The organism is Streptomyces sp. NPDC002088 (assembly GCF_040296605.1).
Classification (GTDB): Bacteria; Actinomycetota; Actinomycetes; order Streptomycetales; family Streptomycetaceae; genus Streptomyces.
In genome coordinates this window covers 752,512-772,096 of sequence record NZ_JBEOXO010000002.1, presented here as the reverse complement: position 1 = coordinate 772,096, position 19,585 = coordinate 752,512, and the positions used below count along the sequence as shown (strand labels likewise).

Annotated in this window: 13 protein-coding genes; 7 read left to right on the top strand and 6 right to left on the bottom strand. The window is 72.1% G+C overall.

From position 1 onward, the window contains the following. Nucleotides 1–422 precede the first annotated feature (422 nt). Nucleotides 423–977: a MarR family winged helix-turn-helix transcriptional regulator gene (locus tag ABT114_RS07300; RefSeq protein ID WP_351139472.1), complete on the bottom strand. Its 555-nt coding sequence runs from the start codon at nucleotides 975–977 to the stop codon at nucleotides 423–425. 126 nt (nucleotides 978–1,103) lie between these two features. Here ABT114_RS07300 and ABT114_RS07295 point away from each other — a divergent pair, with 126 nt between their 5' ends. Beyond that, entirely contained in the window at nucleotides 1,104–2,390 is a 1,287-nt protein-coding gene (locus tag ABT114_RS07295; protein ID WP_351139556.1) for an MFS transporter, read from the top strand. A gap of 111 nt (nucleotides 2,391–2,501) precedes the next feature. Here the strand turns inward: ABT114_RS07295 and ABT114_RS07290 are convergent, their stop codons facing one another. After that, nucleotides 2,502–4,160: an ATP-binding SpoIIE family protein phosphatase gene (locus tag ABT114_RS07290; protein ID WP_351139470.1), complete on the bottom strand. Its 1,659-nt coding sequence runs from the start codon at nucleotides 4,158–4,160 to the stop codon at nucleotides 2,502–2,504. A 240-nt stretch (nucleotides 4,161–4,400) separates the two neighbouring features. Beyond that, nucleotides 4,401–5,768 (bottom strand): NAD(P)/FAD-dependent oxidoreductase, encoded by a 1,368-nt coding sequence (locus ABT114_RS07285; RefSeq protein ID WP_351139468.1) that lies wholly within the window; start codon nucleotides 5,766–5,768, stop codon nucleotides 4,401–4,403. Nucleotides 5,769–6,180: 412 nt separating this feature from the next. Between ABT114_RS07285 and ABT114_RS07280 the strand changes: the two genes are divergently transcribed. Further along, the gene (locus ABT114_RS07280) at nucleotides 6,181–6,948 is read left to right on the top strand and encodes a TetR/AcrR family transcriptional regulator (protein ID WP_351139466.1); all 768 of its coding nucleotides are present in this window, start codon (nucleotides 6,181–6,183) and stop codon (nucleotides 6,946–6,948) included. Between the two features lie 363 nt (nucleotides 6,949–7,311). After that, nucleotides 7,312–9,252, top strand: a complete 1,941-nt coding sequence (locus ABT114_RS07275) for a sigma-70 family RNA polymerase sigma factor (protein ID WP_351139464.1) — start codon at nucleotides 7,312–7,314, stop codon at nucleotides 9,250–9,252. Nucleotides 9,253–9,349: 97 nt separating this feature from the next. Here the strand turns inward: ABT114_RS07275 and ABT114_RS07270 are convergent, their stop codons facing one another. Further along, nucleotides 9,350–11,452: an asparagine synthase-related protein gene (locus tag ABT114_RS07270; protein ID WP_351139463.1), complete on the bottom strand. Its 2,103-nt coding sequence runs from the start codon at nucleotides 11,450–11,452 to the stop codon at nucleotides 9,350–9,352. A gap of 778 nt (nucleotides 11,453–12,230) precedes the next feature. Here ABT114_RS07270 and ABT114_RS07265 point away from each other — a divergent pair. The 4 genes from ABT114_RS07265 (at nucleotide 12,231) to ABT114_RS07250 (ending at nucleotide 17,378) form a co-directional block, all read left to right on the top strand. After that, nucleotides 12,231–13,658, top strand: coding sequence for an NsdA family TPR-like regulatory protein (locus tag ABT114_RS07265; RefSeq protein ID WP_351139461.1), 1,428 nt, complete (start codon nucleotides 12,231–12,233; stop codon nucleotides 13,656–13,658). A gap of 100 nt (nucleotides 13,659–13,758) precedes the next feature. Beyond that, on the top strand, nucleotides 13,759–14,985 hold the full coding sequence (gene lhgD, locus ABT114_RS07260) for an L-2-hydroxyglutarate dehydrogenase (RefSeq protein ID WP_351139554.1): 1,227 nt from the start codon (nucleotides 13,759–13,761) through the stop codon (nucleotides 14,983–14,985). Between the two features lie 118 nt (nucleotides 14,986–15,103). Beyond that, nucleotides 15,104–15,961 (top strand): tRNA (guanosine(46)-N7)-methyltransferase TrmB, encoded by an 858-nt coding sequence (trmB, locus tag ABT114_RS07255; RefSeq protein ID WP_351139460.1) that lies wholly within the window; start codon nucleotides 15,104–15,106, stop codon nucleotides 15,959–15,961. Nucleotides 15,962–16,061: 100 nt separating this feature from the next. Next, a complete protein-coding gene (locus ABT114_RS07250; RefSeq protein ID WP_351139458.1) occupies nucleotides 16,062–17,378 on the top strand; it encodes a PrsW family intramembrane metalloprotease in 1,317 nt (438 codons plus the stop codon). A 41-nt stretch (nucleotides 17,379–17,419) separates the two neighbouring features. On the opposite strand, the gene ABT114_RS07245 is transcribed toward ABT114_RS07250, so the two are convergent. After that, the gene (locus ABT114_RS07245) at nucleotides 17,420–18,364 is read right to left on the bottom strand and encodes an aldo/keto reductase (protein ID WP_351139456.1); all 945 of its coding nucleotides are present in this window, start codon (nucleotides 18,362–18,364) and stop codon (nucleotides 17,420–17,422) included. A gap of 183 nt (nucleotides 18,365–18,547) precedes the next feature. Then, on the bottom strand, nucleotides 18,548–19,585 hold the full coding sequence (locus ABT114_RS07240; protein WP_351139454.1) for a M23 family metallopeptidase: 1,038 nt from the start codon (nucleotides 19,583–19,585) through the stop codon (nucleotides 18,548–18,550).

The following is a 19,585-nucleotide window of genomic DNA, read 5'->3' as shown; positions in this document are numbered from 1 at the left end:
CTTCGGTCTTGCGTTTCCGACTCTATCAGATCTTTTCTCGACCCGATTTCCTCGGTGCTTTCCAGGTTCCCGCTCTCGCGTTTCCCTTTCCGGCGTTTCCGACTCTATCAGGTCCTTTCGGCCCTGACTCCCAGTCAGAGGGGGGTTGTCTTCCCGGCTGTTGGGCCGTTCCGACGCCTCAAACCTTAGCCGATCTTCCCGGCGATTCCCAATCGACTCGTTCGAGTCGACCGGATCCAGCCGAGCCCGAAATCGAATCTAATTCGGGCACGCCGAATAGAACCCCGTCGGGTGATCGTGCTGATGGTTTGTTGCCGCTAGTGCGGCGGAGACACTGCCGAAGAACCGATACGGCTCCCCGACAACCCGAAGAACTTTACGCACCCGGCAGGGGGCTGTCAACCGCCTCCTGTCAAGATCTTTTAATCCAGGTCACTGAGGCGGCCGCCGGCGTCCGGCTGAGCATGTTCCACCCTGCGTAGGAGCCTGGTCAGGACCTCGCCGAGCACCGTCCGCTCGTCCGCGGACAAGTCCTGGAGCAGGTCTTCCTCGAAGACCGACGCCAGGCGCATCGCCTCCAGCCACTTTTCGCGACCCTCGGGGGTGAGCTCCACGATCACCCGTACGCGGTTGGACTCGTCCCGCTCCCGGGTCACCAGCCCCTCGGCGACCAGGCGGTCGATCCGGTGGGTCATCGCTGCCGGGGTCAGTCCCAGGCGCTTGGCCAGGTCACTCGGGCCCATCCGATAGGGGGCGCCGGAGAGGACGAGGGCCTTGAGGACCTCCCACTCCGCGTTACTGATCCCGAGGGCGGCGGTCTGGCGGCCATAGGCGACGTTCATCCGGCGGTTCAGGCGGGACAGCGCCGAGACGATCTTCTCGACCTGGGGGTCGAGGCCCTGGAACTCGCGCTGGTAGGCGGCGATCTGCTCTTCGAGTGTCGGCTCGCTGACGCTGCTGCCGGAGGTATCGCCCATGCCCGCAGTATCGCACGGGCCTGCTTCGCGTTGAAGTCCTTCGAGGTGTACTGTTTAGCTTCGAACTTTAGCTTTGAAGTCTTCAGTCGTAACTACTGAGGCTCCAACTACTCGAGAGAGGTGAACGTGACCAGGGCGATGGGCGCAGAGATGCGCCGGATCCACGTGGGCAACGCACTCAGCGCGTTCGGGCTCGGCTTCACCGTCCCCTACCTGTACGTCTATGTGGCGCAGGTGCGGGGGCTGGGGGCCATGACGGCGGGTCTCGTACTCGCCGTCTTCGCCGTGGCCGCGCTGATCGTGCTGCCGTTCGCCGGACGGGCGATCGTGCGGCGCGGCCCGCTGCCTGTGCTGATCGCCGCCCTGGTCACCGCCGCGCTGGGCGCGCTGAGTCTGGGGCTCGCCGGCAACGCGACCGCCGTACTGTTCGCCGCTGCCGCGCTCGGAGCCGGGCAGGCCGTGATGCAGCCGGCGCTGGCGACGATGATCGTGGACTGCTCCACGGCCGAGACCCGCTCGCGTGCCTTCGCCATGCAGTTCTTCCTGCAGAACCTCGGGCTCGGTGTCGGTGGTCTCATCGGCGGTCACCTCGTCGACACCACGCGCGTCTCCTCCTTCACTCTGCTGTTCGGCATCGAGGCAGCGGTGTTCCTGCTGCTGGTCGTGGTGATGTCGACGGTGCGGATGCCGCACTCGCCGCGGATCGAGGACGCGCCCGCGCGGTCGGCCAGGGGCGGCTGGAAGCAGTTGCTCGGCAACCGGGCCATGGTGCAGCTGTGCGTGCTCGGCTTCGTGCTGTTCTTCGCCTGCTACGGGCAGTTCGAGTCGGGGCTGAGCGCCTACGGCGTGGAGGCGGCGGGGATCTCCACCTCCGCCCTCGGAACGGCCCTGGCCGCGAACACCGCCGTGATCGTGGTCGCGCAGTTCGCCGTGCTGAGGTTCGTCGAGCGTCGGCGGCGGTCGCGGGTGATCGCGGCCGTGGGGCTGATCTGGGCCGTGGCGTGGGTCGCGGCCGGGTACGCGGGGCTCGGGCACGGCAGCCAGGAGATGGCGACGGCCGCGTTCGTCTCGACGTACGCGCTGTTCGGGCTGGGTGAGGCGATGCTGTCGCCGACGGTCGCGCCGCTGGTCGCCGAGCTGGCGCCGGAGGGGATGGCGGGGCAGTACAACTCGGCTTTCGCCCTGGTGAAGCAGCTTGCGCTGGCGGTCGGGCCGGCGGTGGGCGGGCCGATGGGGGCCTCGCTGCACGCGCCGTACATCGTGACGTTCCTGCTGTTCTCGCTCGGGATCAGCGTCCTCGCCGTGCGGCTGGGGCGCCGGCTCACCGCAGTACAGGATCAGCCGTGGCTCGCGCGGAGCCGGGTGGTCACCCGGGGCGGGGCGCCTGCGGAGCCGGTGGCCGCGGACGTGTGAGGTGTGTGAGGCGGCCGTTGTCCGGGAGGACGGCGGCCGCCTTTTCGTGTCAGCGGTGACAGTGGTGTCAGCAGTGACAGTGGGCGGCGGTCGGGGGCCGCTTCACTCGGGTTACTCGGACCCCTTCGGGAGCACGAACTCGCACCACACCGCCTTTCCACCGCCCGGTGTGCGTCTGCTGCCCCAGTTGGACGCGATCGTCGCCACGATGGCGATGCCGCGGCCCGACTCGTCGCCGGGTTCCGCGCGGCGGCGGCGGGGCAGGTGGTCGTCGCCGTCGGTGACCTCGACGATGAGGCGGCGGTCGGTGCGGCGCAGGCGCAGGCGCATGGGCGGGGTGCCGTGCTGGAGGGAGTTGGCGACGAGTTCGCTGGCCGCCAGGACGCCCAGGTCGTGCAGTTCGGCCGGGAAACGCCAGCTGGTCAGGACGCCGGAGGCGAAGGCACGCGCGCGTGGGGCCGCTTCCACGCCGCCGAGGAGCTCCAGGGCCGCGTTGCGGAACAGCTCGCTGTCCGATCCGGTGCGGGCGGGGTGCTGGAGGACCAGGACGGCCACGTCGTCGTCGTGGTCGGCCGTGACGCCCGCCGAACGGACCAGCCGGTCGCAGACCACCTGGGGGGTGCCCGTCGCGCCGGCCAGGGCGCGCTCCAGGGACGCGATGCCCTCGTCGAGGTCCTCGTCGCGGCGCTCCACCAGGCCGTCCGTGTAGAGGACGGCCGTGGAGCCGGGGCCGAGGGGGATCGAGCCCGAGGAGTGCATCCAGCCGCCCGTGCCGAGCGGGGGGCCGGTCGGTTCGTCGGCGCGCAGCACGGTGCCGCTCTCGTCGCGGACCAGGATGGGGAGGTGGCCGGCGGAGGCGTACACCAGTCGGCCCTCGTTCGGGTCGTGGACGGCGTACGCGCAGGTGGCGATCTGGTTGGCGTCGATCTCCGTGGCGAGGCCGTCGAGGAGCTGGAGGACCTCGTGCGGGGGGAGGTCGAGGCGGGCGTAGGCGCGGACCGCCGTACGGAGCTGGCCCATGACGGCCGCGGCGCGTACGCCTCTGCCCATGACGTCGCCGATGACCAGGGCCGTGCGGCCGCCGCCGAGGGTGATCACGTCGTACCAGTCGCCGCCGACCGCGGCCTCGGTGCCGCCGGGCTGGTAGGTGGCGGCGATGCGCAGGTCGTCGGGCTCTTCGAGTTCCTGGGGGAGGAGGGAGCGCTGGAGGGTGACGGCGGTCTCGCGCTGACGGCGCTCGCTGGCGCGCAGGCGTTCGGCGGCCTCGGCGTGGTCGGTGACGTCGGTGGCGAAGACCAGTACGCCGTCGTCGCCGTCGCCGCCCTTGGCGACCGGGGTGCAGGTGAAGGTGTACGAGCGGCCGTCGGGGCCCTTGCGGGACTTGAGCGTGCGGGGCTTGCCGCTGCGCAGGACCTGGTCGAGGAGCGGGAGCAGGCCCAGTTCCTTCAGCTCCGGGAGGGCCTCGGCGGCCGGTGCGCCGGGCGGGCGTACGCCGAAGGCCGTCGTGTAGGCGTCGTTGATGTGGGCGAGGCGGTGCTCGGGGCCGTGGACGAGCGCGACGAGGGCCGGGACGCGGTCGAGGACCTCGCGCACCGGGAGTTCGTCGAGGGCGGGCGCGGGCGATGGCGGTGGCTCGTCGGTGAGTCGTTCGGTGCGGGCCGCGGGCACGGAGCCCTCGGCTCGCCGGTCCGGGGTGACCGTGTGGTCGGTCCGCGCTGCGGCGCGGCGCTGCGTTCCGGGGAGCCGGGCGCTCCAGCGCGTGAAGTTCACGAATCCTTGCCTCGTGTAGTCGTCGTCGGCCGGCTCCGGACCCGGCCAGGGCTCCGGGGGCCGCGCGGCAGTGGCCGCACATTGTTGCAGCACCGGGGAATGCAGCACTGGGGAACAGCCTCGTGGGTTCACGGGGTGAGCGGCGGGCTCGCCCCGGGCTCGGGGGTCAGTCTGGCAGGGTGGCCGTCCGGGCCGACATTCGTCAGACGCCGGGGCGGCCGCTGGAGTTCCTGGGTCCGGTCAGGACGACCCCTTCGGGTCGTCAGAAGGCTTTCCACCGGCAGCCAGTTCGAACTCCGCCCGGGGATGTTCGAGTGATCCGAGGGAGACGATGTCTCTCTTGAAGAGCCCCGACAGCGTCCATTCGGCGAGCACGCGTGCCTTGCGGTTGAAGGTGGGCACGCGGCTCAGGTGGTAGGCGCGGTGCATGAACCACGCGGGGTAGCCCTTCAGCTTGCGCCCGTAGACGTGGGCGACGCCCTTGTGCAGTCCGAGGGAGGCGACCGAGCCGACGTACGCGTGGGAGTACGTCTGAAGCGGCTCCCCGCGCAGGGAGTGGGCGATGTTGTCGGCGAGGGCCTTGGCCTGGCGGACCGCGTGCTGGGCGTTGGGGGCGGTCTCCTTGCCGGGCTCCCCGGCGGTGACGTCGGGGACGGCGGCGGCGTCGCCGGCCGCCCACGCGTGCGTGACGCCGTCGATCGTCAGCTCGGGGGTGCACTTCAGGCGGCCGCGCTCGTTCAGCGGCAGGTCGGTGGCGGCGAGGAGCGGGTGGGGTTTGACGCCGGCGGTCCACACGACCGTACGAGTCGGGAAGCGCTGGCCGTCGCTGAGGACGGCGACCCGCTCCGCGCACGACTCCAGGCGGGTCTGGAGGAGGACCTGGATGTTGCGGCGGCGCAGTTCGGTGACCGTGTAGCGGCCCATGACCTCGCCGACCTCCGGCAGGATGCGGTCGGAGGCCTCGACGAGGATCCACTTCATGTCCTCGGGCCGGACGTTGTGGTAGTAGCGGGCGGCATAGCGGGCCATGTCCTCCAGTTCGCCGAGCGCCTCGACGCCGGCGTAGCCGCCGCCCACGAAGACGAAGGTGAGGGCGGCGTCGCGGATCGCGGGGTCGCGGGTGGAGGAGGCGATGTCCATCTGCTCGATGACGTGGTTGCGCAGACCGATGGCCTCCTCGACGGTCTTGAAGCCGATGGCGTAGTCGGCGAGGCCCGGGATGGGGAGCGTGCGGGAGATGGAACCCGGCGCGACGACGATTTCGTCGTACGTCAGCTGCTGCGGGCCCGTCCCTTCCTCGTCCGTGGCGAGGGTGGTCACGGTGGCGGTGCGCTTGGCGTGGTCGACTGCCGTGGCCTCGCCGATGACGACGTGGCAGTGGGGCAGCACGCGGCGCAGCGGTACGACTACGTGACGTGGGGAGATCAGGCCCGCGGCGGCTTCGGGCAGGAACGGCTGGTAGGTCATGTACGGATCCGGCGTGACGACCGTGATCTCGGCCTCGCCCCGCCGGAGTTCCTGTTTCAGCTTCCGCTGGAGCCGCAGGGCCGTGTACATCCCGACGTAGCCGCCGCCGACAACGAGAATGCGCGCACGTTCCTTCACCATCCCATGACGCACCCAGCGCTGGAGTTTGTCCACAGGCCCGGCAATTTGTGTGACCGGGTGCCCGAGGTGTCCGGAGCTGGCCGAATCGCCGGAGTCCATGGAAGTCGCGCAGGCCAGGGGGCGTGCGCCGGGGGACGGTAAGAGGTGTATTCAGGACGTATGCGACCCGTACTCCGATCGGGGGGCGCTCCGTGCGGAACCTGCCCCTTCTGAATTGACGCCCTCTCAACTATGTTCGTGTGTCGACGGGGTGCAGGGGGAGGCGCTCATCGGGTCCGCCGGGTCCGACCGGTCCGAGAGGACCGACGGGACCTCGCAGGGCGGGGCCGGGCACGCGAGGCCTGTTCACACGCTCCGGCAATTCGATGGCGGGGAGTCTCCGGGGGGAGACGTCATTACCGGGGGATCACTTATGCACATTCAGGACTCTCATTGGTCGTCCGCATCCGCCCTCGCACATGGCGGCGCGGTGAGCGCGGCGGCGAGCAACGGACGCGGGGACGCAGCGCGTACGACGCCGCTGCGCGTGGACGCACAGCGCAACCTGGAGCACGTACTGCGGGCGGCGCGCGAGGTCTTCGGCGAACTGGGGTACGGCGCGCCGATGGAGGACGTGGCGCGGCGCGCGCGGGTCGGCGTCGGCACGGTGTACCGGCGTTTCCCGAGCAAGGACGTACTGGTGCGTCGGATAGCCGAGGAGGAGACCTCCCGGCTGACCGACCAGGCGCGTACGGCGCTCGGTCAGGAGGACGAGCCGTGGTCGGCGCTGGCGCGCTTCCTGCGTACCTCGGTGGCCTCGGGCGCCGGGCGGCTGCTGCCGCCGCAGGTGCTGCGGGTCGGGGTCGCCGACGATCACGCCGACTCCGGTGTGGTCGACGAGGCGCGGGTGCCGCAGCAGCGGACGCAGCCGGGCGGCGGTGAGCTGCGGCTGGTGCCCGAGGACGGTGCGGTCGGCGCGGCGGACGACGATGCCGGGGCGGCGGCGCTGCTCGAGGTCGTGGGCCAGCTCGTGGAGCGGGCGCGGGCCGCCGGTGAGTTGCGGCCGGACGTGTCGGTGTCGGACGTGCTGCTGGTGATCGCGACGGCGGCGCCCTCACTGCCGGACGCGGCCCAGCAGGCGGCGGCCTCGGCACGGCTGCTGGACATCCTGCTGGAGGGGCTGCGGTCGCGGCCGGCGTGAGCGCGGGGCTGCGGCACCGCGGGATGTGGGCGCGAAACTGCGGGGCTGCCGGACTGCCGGGATCCTGCCGGGCCTTCGGCGCGGCAGGTGACCCGAAAAGGTGATGTGGGGCGGGGGCGCTGCGCGCCACCCTCACGCCGGTCGTCGTCGGCCATGTGCCGGACGTTTCGGATTGGCGCCCAACCATCTTACTGACCAGGCCAGTTGAGCCTTCGCCGTTCGGGTGGCGGCTGGTAGTGGGATGCGGCGAGTCCTCACAGTCAAGTGGATGACCTGATTACTGCAAGGTCCTGGCCAACGGCCAATATGGCACTCTGGCCCGGTGGTCGGGACTGGCAGGGCAGGCGGCGGGGGCTTTCCGCGATGAGCGTTGACGGGCGGGACGGATCACTCGGTGACGGTGACGCGGAGGCCGAGGGCCTGGCCTCGCCGCAGGTGCCGAGTCAGGGCGGCCGGGCGTATGTGCCGCAGGGCGGCGGCCCGGCTCCTGCGGAGGGCAGTGTCCCGGCGCAGCGCGACCGGCGCGAGGACAGTGCCCTGCCGCCGCGTATGGAGTCGCCGCCGTCCGATCCCGACCTGATCGGCCGGATGCGGTCGGGCGACGACACGGCCTACGAAGAGCTGTACCGGCGCCACGCGGGCGCGGTGCGCCGGTACGCGCGCACCTGCTGCCGGGACGCCCACACCGCCGACGACCTCACCGCCGAGGTCTTCGCCCGCATGCTCCAGGCGGTGCGCGGTGGCTCCGGCCCGGAGCACGCCGTACGCGCCTATCTGCTCACGTCCGTCCGGCGGGTCGCCGCGAACTGGACGCGGTCGGCGAAGCGGGAGCAGCTGGTCGACGACTTCGCGGTGTTCGCCGCGCAGTCGGCCCGGTCCTCGGATGTGTCCGTCGACGACGCAGCATCGATCGGCTCCTTCGGAGCGGGCCTGGACCCGGGCGCCGATGTCCGCGCCATGCACGAGGCCGAGCAGTCCATGGCCATGCAGGCGTTCCGGTCGCTGCCCGAGCGCTGGCAGGCCGTGCTGTGGCACACCGAGGTCGAGGACGAGTCGCCGAGCGAGGTCGCCACGCTCTTCGGGCTCGACGCCAACGGCACGCGCGTGCTCGCCAGCCGTGCCCGCGAGGGCCTCAAGCAGGCCTATCTCCAGGCCCACGTCAGCACCTCCCTCGCCGGCGACGAGGAGTGCGCCCGCTACGCCGACCAGCTCGGCACCTACGCCCGCCGCAAACTGCGCTCCCGCGCGGAACGGGGGCTGCGCAAGCACCTGGAGGAGTGCGCCAAGTGCCGGCTGGCCGCGATCCAGATCGAGGAAGTCGCGAGCAGCATCCCCGCGGTGGTGCCGGTGGCCGTCATCGGCTGGTTCGGCGCCGCCGGGTACGCCAAGGCCCTCGGGCTCATCGCCGGCGGTGCCGGAGCGGGCGCCGCCGGTGCGGCAGCGGCGGCGAGCGGCAGTTCGTCCGGCGGGGGCGGGGCGGGCGCGGCGGCCTCGGAGGGGCTGGGCGCGCCGGTGAAGGCCGGTATCGCGGCCGGTGTGGTCGCCGTGGCTGCCGCCGCGGTGGCCCTCGCGCTCGTTGGCGACGACAGCCCCGCGACGAAGCCCGAGGCCAGGCCGCCCGCCTCCGCGCCGGTCGTCCGGCCGGAGCCGACCGCCACGCCCACACCGTCGAAGCAGCATCCCGAGCCGGTGCCGGTGGTGCTCGCGCCGACGCCCACCCCGACCTCGACCGCAACGCCGACGGCCCCCGCCCCGAAGCCGACGCTCAAGACCGATCCGGCCCCCACACCGACACCGACACCGACACCGACGAAACCGGAGCAGCCCCCGGCACCCGCACCGACCCCGACGCCCGCTCCCCCGCCGGCTCAGGCGGTCTACCAGTGGAGTGAGTTGTCGTACGACGTCGGCGGCGACGGCACCGAGCCCGAGATGCGGCTCGGCGCGAGCAGCTGGGTGTGGCAGCGCTACGGCCTGTCGATCGCCGGCCGGCGGTACACGCACGGTGTGACCGTCCACGGCAGCTCCTCCGTCACCATCGACCTCAACCGCGCGTGCTCCGCCTACGACGCGATGGTCGGCGTCGACGACACGGCGCTGGGCCTCGGCCAGGTCCGCTTCTCCGTCTACGCCGACGGGGTACGGCTGTGGAAGTCCGGGACGGTCCAGGGCGGTGACCCCGCCGTGCCCGTCCATGTGAGCCTCGCCGGGCACAGGACCGTACGGCTGGTGGTGGAGCCGCACGGGCCGTTCGACCTCGTGGCGCCGGCGGACTGGGCCGAGTCGAAGTTCATGTGCTCGTAGGGCTCATAGGGCCCATAGGTCCCATAGGGCTGATGGAGCGCGTAGGGCACGCCCCCGGCCAGACACCCGCGCGGCCACACGCCCGCGCGACCCCCGCCTACGCCAACCCCCGCCCACCCCGCACCGACTCCACCGCCGGAATCACCCGTGTGATCCCCGCCGGTACCGCACGCGCGCGTGCGGGTGTGCCTGTCCAGCAGGTTCCCCTGCGGGCCAGCAAGCGGCGTAGCCACAGTTCGAGGGAGACCAGGTCGGCGAGGCCGTCGAGGGGCAGGGGCTCGCCGGCTGCGGCGCTGCGCAGGGCCTTGCGGACGACGCGGGCCTCGACCAGGCCGGCCTGCGCGAGCAGCGGTGTGTCGAACAGCGCCATCAGCGGGTCCGCGGCCGCGCGCAGTCCGGTGCGCGTGGCGGCCGCCGCCGACGCGTGGGACGGGGCGCCCCAGCCGGGCGGGAGGTCGGCGATGCCGGCGCCCTTGAGGACCGTACGCAGGATCTCGGCGCGGGCGCCCGGCTGTACGCGGAGTGTCTCCGGGAGCGTGCGGCAGGCGCGGACGACCTGGTTGTCGAGGAACGGCGCGTGCAGGCGCTGGGAGCGGATCTCGACGGCCTGCTCCAGGATGCGGAGGTCCGCCGCGTGCCGGGCGAGGGCCGTACGGGCGCGGAAGTCGCCGGGACGCTGGCCGGGACCGATCCCGGCGCGGTTGGTCGCCCCCTGCAGGCGAACCGATACTTCAGCGAGGGCCTCGCCGGTCAGCCAGCGGGCCGCCGGCCCCGGTCTCGCCCAGGCGAGGGCCGCCAGCGACGCCCCGACGGCGCCCCCGGGCTCGTCGAAGCGGCGCTGGAGCAGGCGCTCGGCAAGGACATCCATGCCCGTCCGGTACGGGGTGCGCGCCAGTCGCCGTGCCGCGCCGTACACGCGCGCGGGGACCAGCACCGAGCCGTCGGCCTTCGCCAGCGCGGCGACGGGGCGTACGAGGTGACGCCGTTTGCGGTCCATCAGCAGGTCCGCCAGGCGCGCCGGGTGGGCGTCCAGGACCTGGCGGGCGCCGTACCCGGTGAAGTGGTCCGCGCTGCCCGAGGCGAGCCGGGCGCGGTGGCGTGCGGCCGTCACCAGGGACTGGGCGGGTTCGTCGGTCAGGGGGCCGTCCAGGTCGGCGTACGGCAGTGTCTCCTCGCCGCCCGCCACCACCACGTGGTGCAGGCGCGGGTTGGCCGCGAGCGTCCCCGCGCGTTCCACCTCGGCCTCCCGGCCGGCGACGGCCAGGTCGTTGAAGGTGACCGCCAGCAGGCGCTCACCCGCGCCCGTGCCATGGCCCAGGACGGTCCCCGGCATGCCCGGCAGACCCGCGGCCAGCAACGCCAGGGTGCCCGAGGCCGGGCCGCCGGACAGGTCCGCACCGATCCCCGGAACCGGCATCCCGCGCGCGGCGCGGCGCTCGGCCGGCCCCATGCCGGGCACCGGCCCGGGGTCGATGTCGGCGCCGGGGACGTGCCGCGGGGCGGAGAGGCGGGTGCGTACGGCCTCGACGAGCGCGTCGCGCACCGCGTCGACCGCGCTGTCCGGGTCGGCCGGAGGCGCCGCCACCGCGAGGGAGGCGACCGGCTCGTAGCCGGCGACCTCACGCGCCCCGGCGCGCAGGATCAGCGCATGCCCCGGCGGAATGCGCCGAACGCCGGCGTAGGGGGTGGAGTCGTGCAGGGCGGCGGGGACGTCGGGCGCGGCCAGGAGGGCGGCGAGGTGCCCGAAGTCGAGGTTGGCCTCGATGAGGTCGGCGAGCGGCAGCGCGGCCGTCGCGTAGGCCGTGCCGCTCGCCCACGGGGTGTAGAACACCGGGCGGGCGCCGGCGAGATCGCCGCAGACGGTGACCCGGCGGCCCGCCTGGACGACGGCCGTGTAGCTCCCCGGCCATGCCGTCAGATGCCGAAGTGCCCCTCCGCGCGCGGTGAACAGGCCCAGGCGCAGTTCCTCGTCCGTCGCCCCGCAGATGCCGAGGACCGCGATCCGGGTCTGGGCGTCGGCCTGGACCACCCGGACCTCGTCGGGGCGCCAGTCGCCGACCGCCCACAGCGGATCGGGGTCGCCCCACAGGAGTTGGGAGCCCACCGGGTGCACGGTCTCACCGTCGAATCCGGTGGCACCCGCGGAGCCGATCTCGGCGGACCCCGCGGCGGTGCTGCTCCATCCCACCAACCACCGCATCGACGCCTCCACAGGCTGTGGACAACCAGTGCACCGCACGAACGGTTCACATGCTGCCACGAAGAACGCGCCTCAGAGGGGCGACGGAGCCGCTTGTGGGCAGGGGAATGCGCCCCCGCGCCGCTGTCCGCGCCATCCCGAACACCCGTGCGCGACTCGGCATCCGCGCCGCGGCCGCGACGCATCCACGCCACAACCACCGTGCGTCCTCGGCCCATTGGGACGCATCTGCAACGCGTCTGCGATGCATCTACGACGCGAATGCGCCCCCTGTACGCTCCCCCGGAACACCCCGTGCGCCGCCAAGTTCCGTGGTGAGAGCGGCAATGCCCCGCAGAACCCGGGGTCACTTTTCGGCCAAATCGCAGATATGCAACGACCGTTGGGACACGCCCGCACACGCTCCGTACAGGCTCTGCGCACCGCCGACGGTTGCGCAGCCCGGGAGACGGAGTTCGCCTCCCGGACCGTTCCGCCGCCCGCGGGGATGAAGGCGGCGGTGTCCCCCAGCCCACTGGATCCAGTACAGCGGGCCGACCCACGCAGAGCCCATGGAACCGCTCCCGCGATGGCCGGAGAAGAGCGCACGGACGGGCGCACGGCCACACACCGGGAGCACGCCGCAACGGTGCGTGCAGGGCCCGCACTTCAGTACGGACCACAATCCCGCCATCCGGAAGAATGCCCCTTAACGCTTGGGATGCGGCGAACTACGCTGGGTTTACGAATGCCGCATGGTTATGCCAGTGCGGCAGCCGTCTGTGTCGAGGGGTGGCGCATGTCCAGGGAGCAACGCGGGCCGAACGAAAAACTCGGCGCCGTTCTCGCCCTCGCGGGAATCAGCAACGCAGGACTCGCACGACGCGTCAACGACCTTGGCGCTCAACGCGGGTTGACTCTTCGCTACGACAAGACCTCGGTGGCGCGCTGGGTGTCGAAGGGCATGGTGCCGCAGGGCGCGGCGCCGCACCTCATCGCGGCCGCCATCGGGCAGAAGCTCGGCCGTCCGGTGCCGCTCCACGAGATCGGCCTGGCGGACGCGGATCCCGCACCCGAAGTGGGCCTCGCCTTCCCCCGGGACGTCGGACAGGCGGTGCGGTCCGCGACGGAGTTGTACCGTCTCGACCTCGCGGGACGCCGGGCCGGCTCCGGCGGCATCTGGCAGTCCCTGGCCGGTTCGTTCGCGGTGAGCGCGTACGCAACGCCCGCCTCACGATGGCTGATAACCCCGGCCGACAGCTCGGTCGCGCGCGAGGTGAACCCCGCCGAGGGGCCCGGCGCACCGATCAAAGTCGGCCACAGCGATGTGCAGAAACTGCGGGAGGCCGCCGAGGACGCCAGGCGCTGGGACTCCAAGTACGGAGGCGGCGACTGGCGTTCGTCGATGGTGCCGGAGTGCCTGCGGGTGGAGGCGGCCCCGCTGCTGCTCGGCTCGTACTCCGACGAGGTCGGCAGGGCGCTGTTCGGGGCGAGTGCCGAGCTCACCCGGCTCGCCGGCTGGATGGCCTTCGACACGGGCCAGCAGGAGGCCGCCCAGCGCTACTACATCCAGGCCCTGCGCCTGGCCCGCGCGGCCGCCGACGTCCCCCTCGGGGGCTACGTGCTGGCCTCCATGTCCCTCCAGGCGACGTACCGCGGCTTCGGCGACGAGGGCGTCGACCTCGCCCAGGCCGCCCTGGAGCGCAACCGGGGCCTGGCCACCGCCCGCACCATGAGCTTCTTCCGTCTCGTCGAGGCACGCGCACACGCGCGCGCGAGTGACGCCCAGGCCGCCGGCGCGGCCCTGACGGCGGCCGAGAGCTGGCTGGAGAGGTCCCGCGACGGTGACAACGATCCGTCCTGGCTCGGTTTCTACTCCTACGACCGGTTCGCCGCCGACGCCGCCGAGTGCTACCGCGACCTGAAGGCGCCACGCCAGGTACGCCGCTTCACCGAACAGGCGCTGTCGAAGCCGACGGAGGAGTTCGTGCGCTCGCACGGCCTGCGGCTCGTCGTCTCGGCGGTCGCCGAGCTGGAGTCGGGCAATCTGGACGCGGCGTGCGAGCAGGGCGTGCGGGCCGTCGAGGTCGCCGGACGCATCTCGTCCGCGCGCACCACGGAGTACGTGAAGGATCTTCTGCACCGGCTGGAGCCGTACGGCGACGAACCGCGTGTGGTGGAGCTGCGGGAGCGCGCACGGCCGCTGCTGATGGCTGCTCCGGCCTGAGCCCGGGGCACACGGGTCACGGGCGGCACACGAGGCACACGGGGCACCTCCCGGGTTTGAGGGCATTGTCAGTGGCGCAGTGCACTATCGAAGCCGGGAGGTGGTGCAGGTGCGGGAGATCGCTCACGGCGGTTACGACTGTGACGTGCTGGTGATCGGCGGCGGGATCGTCGGGCTGTCGACGGCGTACGCGATCACGCGGGCCGTGCCGGGCACACGGGTGACGGTGCTGGAGAAGGAACCGGGCCCGGCCCGGCACCAGACGGGGCGCAACAGCGGCGTCATCCACAGCGGGATCTACTACCGCCCGGGCTCCCTCAAGGCGCGGTACGCGGTGCGGGGCGCCGCCGAGATGATCAAGTTCTGCGCGGAGTACGGCATCGCGCACGCCATCACCGGCAAGCTGATCGTCGCCACCGAACGCGAGGAGCTGCCGCGGCTGCACGCACTCGTGCAGCGCGGGCGGGAGAACGGCATTCCCGTGCGGGAGCTCGGCGCCGCCCAGATCGCGGAGTACGAGCCCGAGGTGCGGGGCCTCGCGGCCATACATGTCGGGACCACGGGCGTGTGCGACTTCGGGGCGGTCGCCCGGCAGCTGGCCGAGGCGTCCGGAGCGGAGATCCGCTATGGGGCAAAGGTCGTACGGATCGACCGGCGTCCGGAGCGGGGAGTCGCCGTACGGACGGCGCGCGGGGACGTCGTACGGGGACGGGTACTGGTCAACTGCGCCGGGCTGTACTGCGACGAGGTGGCGCGGCTGACCGGGGACGAGCCCGAGGCGCGGATCGTGCCGTTCCGGGGCGAGTACTACGAGCTGGCACGGCGGGAGCTGGTGCGCGGGCTGGTCTATCCGGTGCCCGATCCGGCGTTCCCGTTCCTCGGAGTGCATCTCACGCGCGGGATCGACGGGGAGGTGCACGTCGGGCCCAACGCGGTACCGGCGCTGGCGCGCGAAGGGTACGGGTGGGGGGTCGTACGGCCCCGGGAACTGGCCGGCACGGTGGCGTGGCCCGGAGTGTGGCGGATGGGCCGGCGGCACTGGCGGTACGGGGTGGGAGAGCTGCGGAGGTCGGTGTCCAAGGGGGCGTTCACGGAGGCGGTGCGGAGGCTGTTGCCGGGGGTGGCCGAGGGGGACCTTGTTCCGGCGGCGCCCGGGGTGCGGGCCCAGGCGGTGCTGCGGGACGGGACGCTGGTGGACGACTTCCTGATCCGGGAGGGCGCGCGGGCCGTGCATGTGCTGAACGCGCCCTCGCCTGCGGCCACGGCTTCGCTGCCGATCGGGCGGGAGGTTGCGCGGAGGGCGTTGGCGGTGCTGGGGTCGGCGTGACGGGGACGGGGTGACGGTGCTGGGGTCGGCGTGACGGGGACCACGGGGACGCTGTTGCTGTCGGTCCGAGATCCGGCGGACCGGCGATGTCCCCCACGCACGTAAAATCGATCCCACTGTGTCTGACTCGACCAACACCCCCGAAACCTCGCGGCCCACCCGCGGCGACCAGGCCTCCCACGACCCCGGTGTCTCCGTTCGGCACACCCGGGCCAAGGGGGAGCCCCGTTTTCCCGACGGGCCGAAGGCCGATCCCGCCGGGTCGCACTTCGAGCGGCGGATCCGGAGTTTCCAGCCGCGGCGAAGCCGGGTGACCGCGGGGCAGGCGGACGCGTTGCAGCGGCTGTGGCCCAAGTGGGGGCTCGACATCGACGGGCAGCAGGTCGTCGACCTCGCCGAGTTGTTCGGCAACGACAACCCGGTGGTGCTGGAGATCGGGTTCGGGATGGGCGAGGCCACCGCGCAGATGGCCGCCGCCGACCCCGGCACCAACATCCTCGCGGTGGACGTGCACACCCCGGGCCAGGGCAACCTGCTCAACCTCGCCGACCACCACGGGCTGTCCAACGTCCGCGTCGCCAACGGGGACGCCATCATCCTGCTGCGCGAGATGCTCGTCCCGGACTCGCTGGACGGGCTGCGCGTCTATTTCCCCGATCCCTGGCCCAAGAAGCGGCACCACAAGCGGCGGCTGATCCAGCCGGAGTTCCTCAGCCTCGCCGCGACCCGTCTCCGGCCCGGCGCGATCGTGCACTGTGCCACCGACTGGGAGCCGTACGCCGAGCAGATGCTCGAGGTGCTCAGCGCGCACCCCGACTTCGAGAACACCCAGGCGGACGGCGGTTTCGCGCCACGTCCCGAGTTCCGGCCGCTGACCCGTTTCGAGGGCCAGGGACTGGACAAGGGACATGTCGTGAACGATCTGCTCTTCCGCCGCGTACCGCACGGGAAGCCGCAGGAGCAGCGGACGCCGTAGGCACAGCAGGCGCAGCAGGCACCTCAGACTCAGCTGCCGCAGGCACCGCAGGCACAAAAGGAACAGCAAGACCAGCCCTCCGCTCGTTAGGGTCAATGCCGTGGCCACCGTTCCCCCGTATCCGACGCACCCCAGCGGTCCCGCCGGCGGTGGGCTCCGGCACGCGCACTGGTGGCAGCGGAAGTGGGTGCGGTACGGCGCCCTGATCACCCTGCTGGCACTCTCCGGGCTCGTCATCCTCGCGCTCGTGCGCCAACAGACCGGCACGGAAGGGTTCCTGGTCGGGATCGGGCTCGCCGTGCTGCCGGTGCCCCTGCTCATAGCCGCCTTCCGGTGGCTGGACCGGGTCGAGCCCGGCCCCTGGCGGAACCTGCTGTTCGCCTTCGCCTGGGGTGCCTGCGCGGCGGCGCTGATAGCGATCGTCGCCAACAGCTTCGCGACCAGGTGGATAGCGACGGCGACCGCCGATCCGTCGAGCGCCGACACCCTCGGCGCGACCGTGATAGCGCCCGTCGTCGAGGAGTCCGCCAAGGCCGCCGCCGTACTCCTCGTCTTCCTCTTCCGCAGACGGGACTTCACCGGGATCGTCGACGGGGTCGTCATAGCCGGGGTGACCGCCACCGGCTTCGCGTTCACCGAGAACATCCTCTACCTCGGCACCGCCTTCGGCACCGACCAGCTCAGCGGCGGCCGCGGTATCGCCTCCGTCACCGCGGCGACCTTCTTCGTCCGCGTCATCATGTCGCCGTTCGCGCACCCCCTGTTCACCGTCCTCACCGGCATCGGCTTCGGCATCGCCGCGCTCTCCGGGGACCGGCAGCGCGCACGTCGGGTCCTCGTGCCGCTCTGCGGGCTGCTGCTCGCCATGGGCATGCACGCGTTCTGGAACGGCTCCTCGACCTTCGGCGAGTACGGCTTCTTCGCGGTCTACGGGGCGTTCATGCTGCCCGCGTTCGGCCTGCTGACCTGGCTGGTGATCTGGACCCGTCAGCGCGAACTGCGGACCGTGCGCGAGGAACTGCCCGCGTACGCCGTCGCCGGGTGGCTGACTCCGGCCGAGCCGTACGCGCTCGGCTCCATGCGCGCACGGCGGCTGGCCCGCGAGTACGCCGGGCACCACTTCGGGAAGCCCGCCGAGCGGGCGGTGGCGGAGTACGAGGCGTACGCGACGTCGCTGGCGTTCCTGCGGCACCGGGGGCGCCGGGGCCGGGCCGGCGCCGACTTCCTCGTACGGGAACGCGAACTGCTGCACGAGCTGTGGCGGCGCCGGGAGATCGCGCGGCCCGCGCTGGACTACGCGGCACGGGCGACGGCGCCGCCGGTTCCGGTGATGATGCCGGTGCCTCCGCAGGCGGCCTGGCCGGTGTACGGGTATCCGGCGGCGCCGTATCCCGCGTACAACCCGTATCGGTCGTAGCCCCTACGGAATGTCGTAGCCCCTACGGGATGACGGGGAAGTCAGGCCGATGCCTCCGTGAGGCGCGCGACCTCCTTCTCCGTCAGTTCCAGCTCCGCGACCCCGACCAGCGCCGGCAACTGCTCCACCGTCCGGGCGGAGGCGATCGGGGCGAGCACCGTCGGCTGGGCCGCGAGCCAGGCCAGGGCGACGGTGGCGACCGGAACGTCATGGGTGCGGGCGAGCTCGTCGAGGGCGGTGAGGACCTTCTGCCCGCGCTCGGTGTGGAGGTGCTTGGCGGCGCCCTCGGCCCGCACGCTGTCGACCGTCGTGCCGGGACGGTATTTGCCGGTGAGGAAGCCGGAGGCGAGCGAGAAGTACGGGACGGCCGCCAGACCGGAGCGGGCGGCGAGGTCCTGGAGCTCACCTTCGTAGGTGTCGCGCGAGACCAGGTTGTAGTGCGGCTGGAGTGCCACGTACCGGGCCAGGCCCTCGCGGTCGGAGAACTCCAGGGACTCCCGCAGCCGCTCGGGGGAGATGTTGGAGGCGCCGATGTGCCGCGCCTTGCCCGCCTTCACCAGCTCGTCGAGCGCGCCGATGATCTCCTCGACCGGCACCTCGGGCTTGTCGAAGTGGGTGTAGTAGAGGTCGATGTGGTCGGTGCCGAGGCGGCGCAGGGAGGCATCGGCGGCGGCCTTGATGTTCGCGGCGGTCAGGCCGGGGAACTCCGGGTGCTGGCTGACCTTGGTGGCGATGACGACGTCGGCGCGGTTGCCGCGGGCCTTGACCCACTTGCCGATGATGGTCTCGGACTCGCCGCCCTTGTTGCCGTCGATCCACGCGGAGTAGGAGTCGGCGGTGTCGACGAAGTTGCCGCCGGCGGCCGCGTAGGCGTCGAGCACGGCGAAGGACTGGGCCTCGTCGGCGGTCCAGCCGAAGACGTTGCCGCCGAGGGAGAGCGGGAAGACCTCGAGGTCGGAGGAGCCGAGCTTGCGAAGAGAAGTCATGCTCAACTTCAACACCCGCACCAGAAGCCTGCATTCCGCATTTACCCGGAAATCCGGAAACCGGCAAAGACCGGCAGCCCTGACGTCGGGGGGTGTCGTCAGGGCCGCCGGGGATCAGGAGATCAGGGAACCAGGGGGATCAAAGGAAGGCGACCACCCTCAGGGGATGCCTCAGGAGATGCCTCAGGGGGTGAGTCCCTTGCCTCTCAGCCAGGCCATCGGGTCGATCCCGTCCGCGCTGCCGCCCGGGTGGACCTCGAGGTGGAGGTGCGGCCCCGTGACGTTGCCGGTGGCGCCCACGCGGCCGATGACGTCGCCCGTGGTGACCTTCTGTCCGACGCTGACACTGATCGACGACTGGTGGCAGAACCACAGCTCGGTGCCGTCGTCGAGGGTGAGGATCGTGCGGTAGCCGTAGGAGCCGGCCCAGCCCGCCTCGGTGATCGTGCCGCTGTGGATCGCCTTGATGAGCGTCCCGGTGGGCGCGGCGAAGTCGAGGCCCGTGTGGTAGCCGGAGGACCACATCGAGCCGGCCTCGCCGAAGGTCGAGGTGATCGTGTACGAGGAGGTCGGCAGCGTGTACTGCTTGGCCAGCTCGGCCAGGCGCTCGGCCTCGGCCTTCTTCGCGGCCTCCTCCTCCGCCTTCTTCTTGGCGGCGGCGGCCTTGGCCTCCGCCTCCTGCTCGGCCTTGGCGGCCGCGTCGGCAGCCGCCTTCTCGGCCGCGGCGGCCTCGGCGGCGGCGGCCTTGGTCTCGACCTGGTCCTGCTGCTGCTCGGCCTGGGCCATGATGCGGCTGCGCAGCGCCTCGCCGGCGTCGGTGGCGCCCTGGGCGGTGTCGGCGGAGGTCACGCCGATGCTGCTGAGCGGGGTCGCGGAGCCCTTGGCGGAGTCCGCGGAGTCGTCGTCGGACAGCAAGGAGCCGACGGAGGGCAGGTCGGGCATGGAGATGGACACCGGCGGCTTGCCGGTGTTGGCGCTGGCCATGCCGCCCGCGCCGACGGCGGCTATGACGCCGACGCCCAGGACGGTGGAGCTGCGGGCGAGTCCGCCGCGCTGCTTGGCGACGCGATGCCGGCCGCGTACGGGGGCGAGGGACTCCTCGGTGGGGTTCCACTCCTCCCACTGGCCCTCGTCGGTGCGGTAGCTGCCGTAGCCGAAGGGCTCGGTGCTGCGCTGACTCGGCACGAACGGGGCTTCTGGGGCAGGCCGGTTGGACGCCAC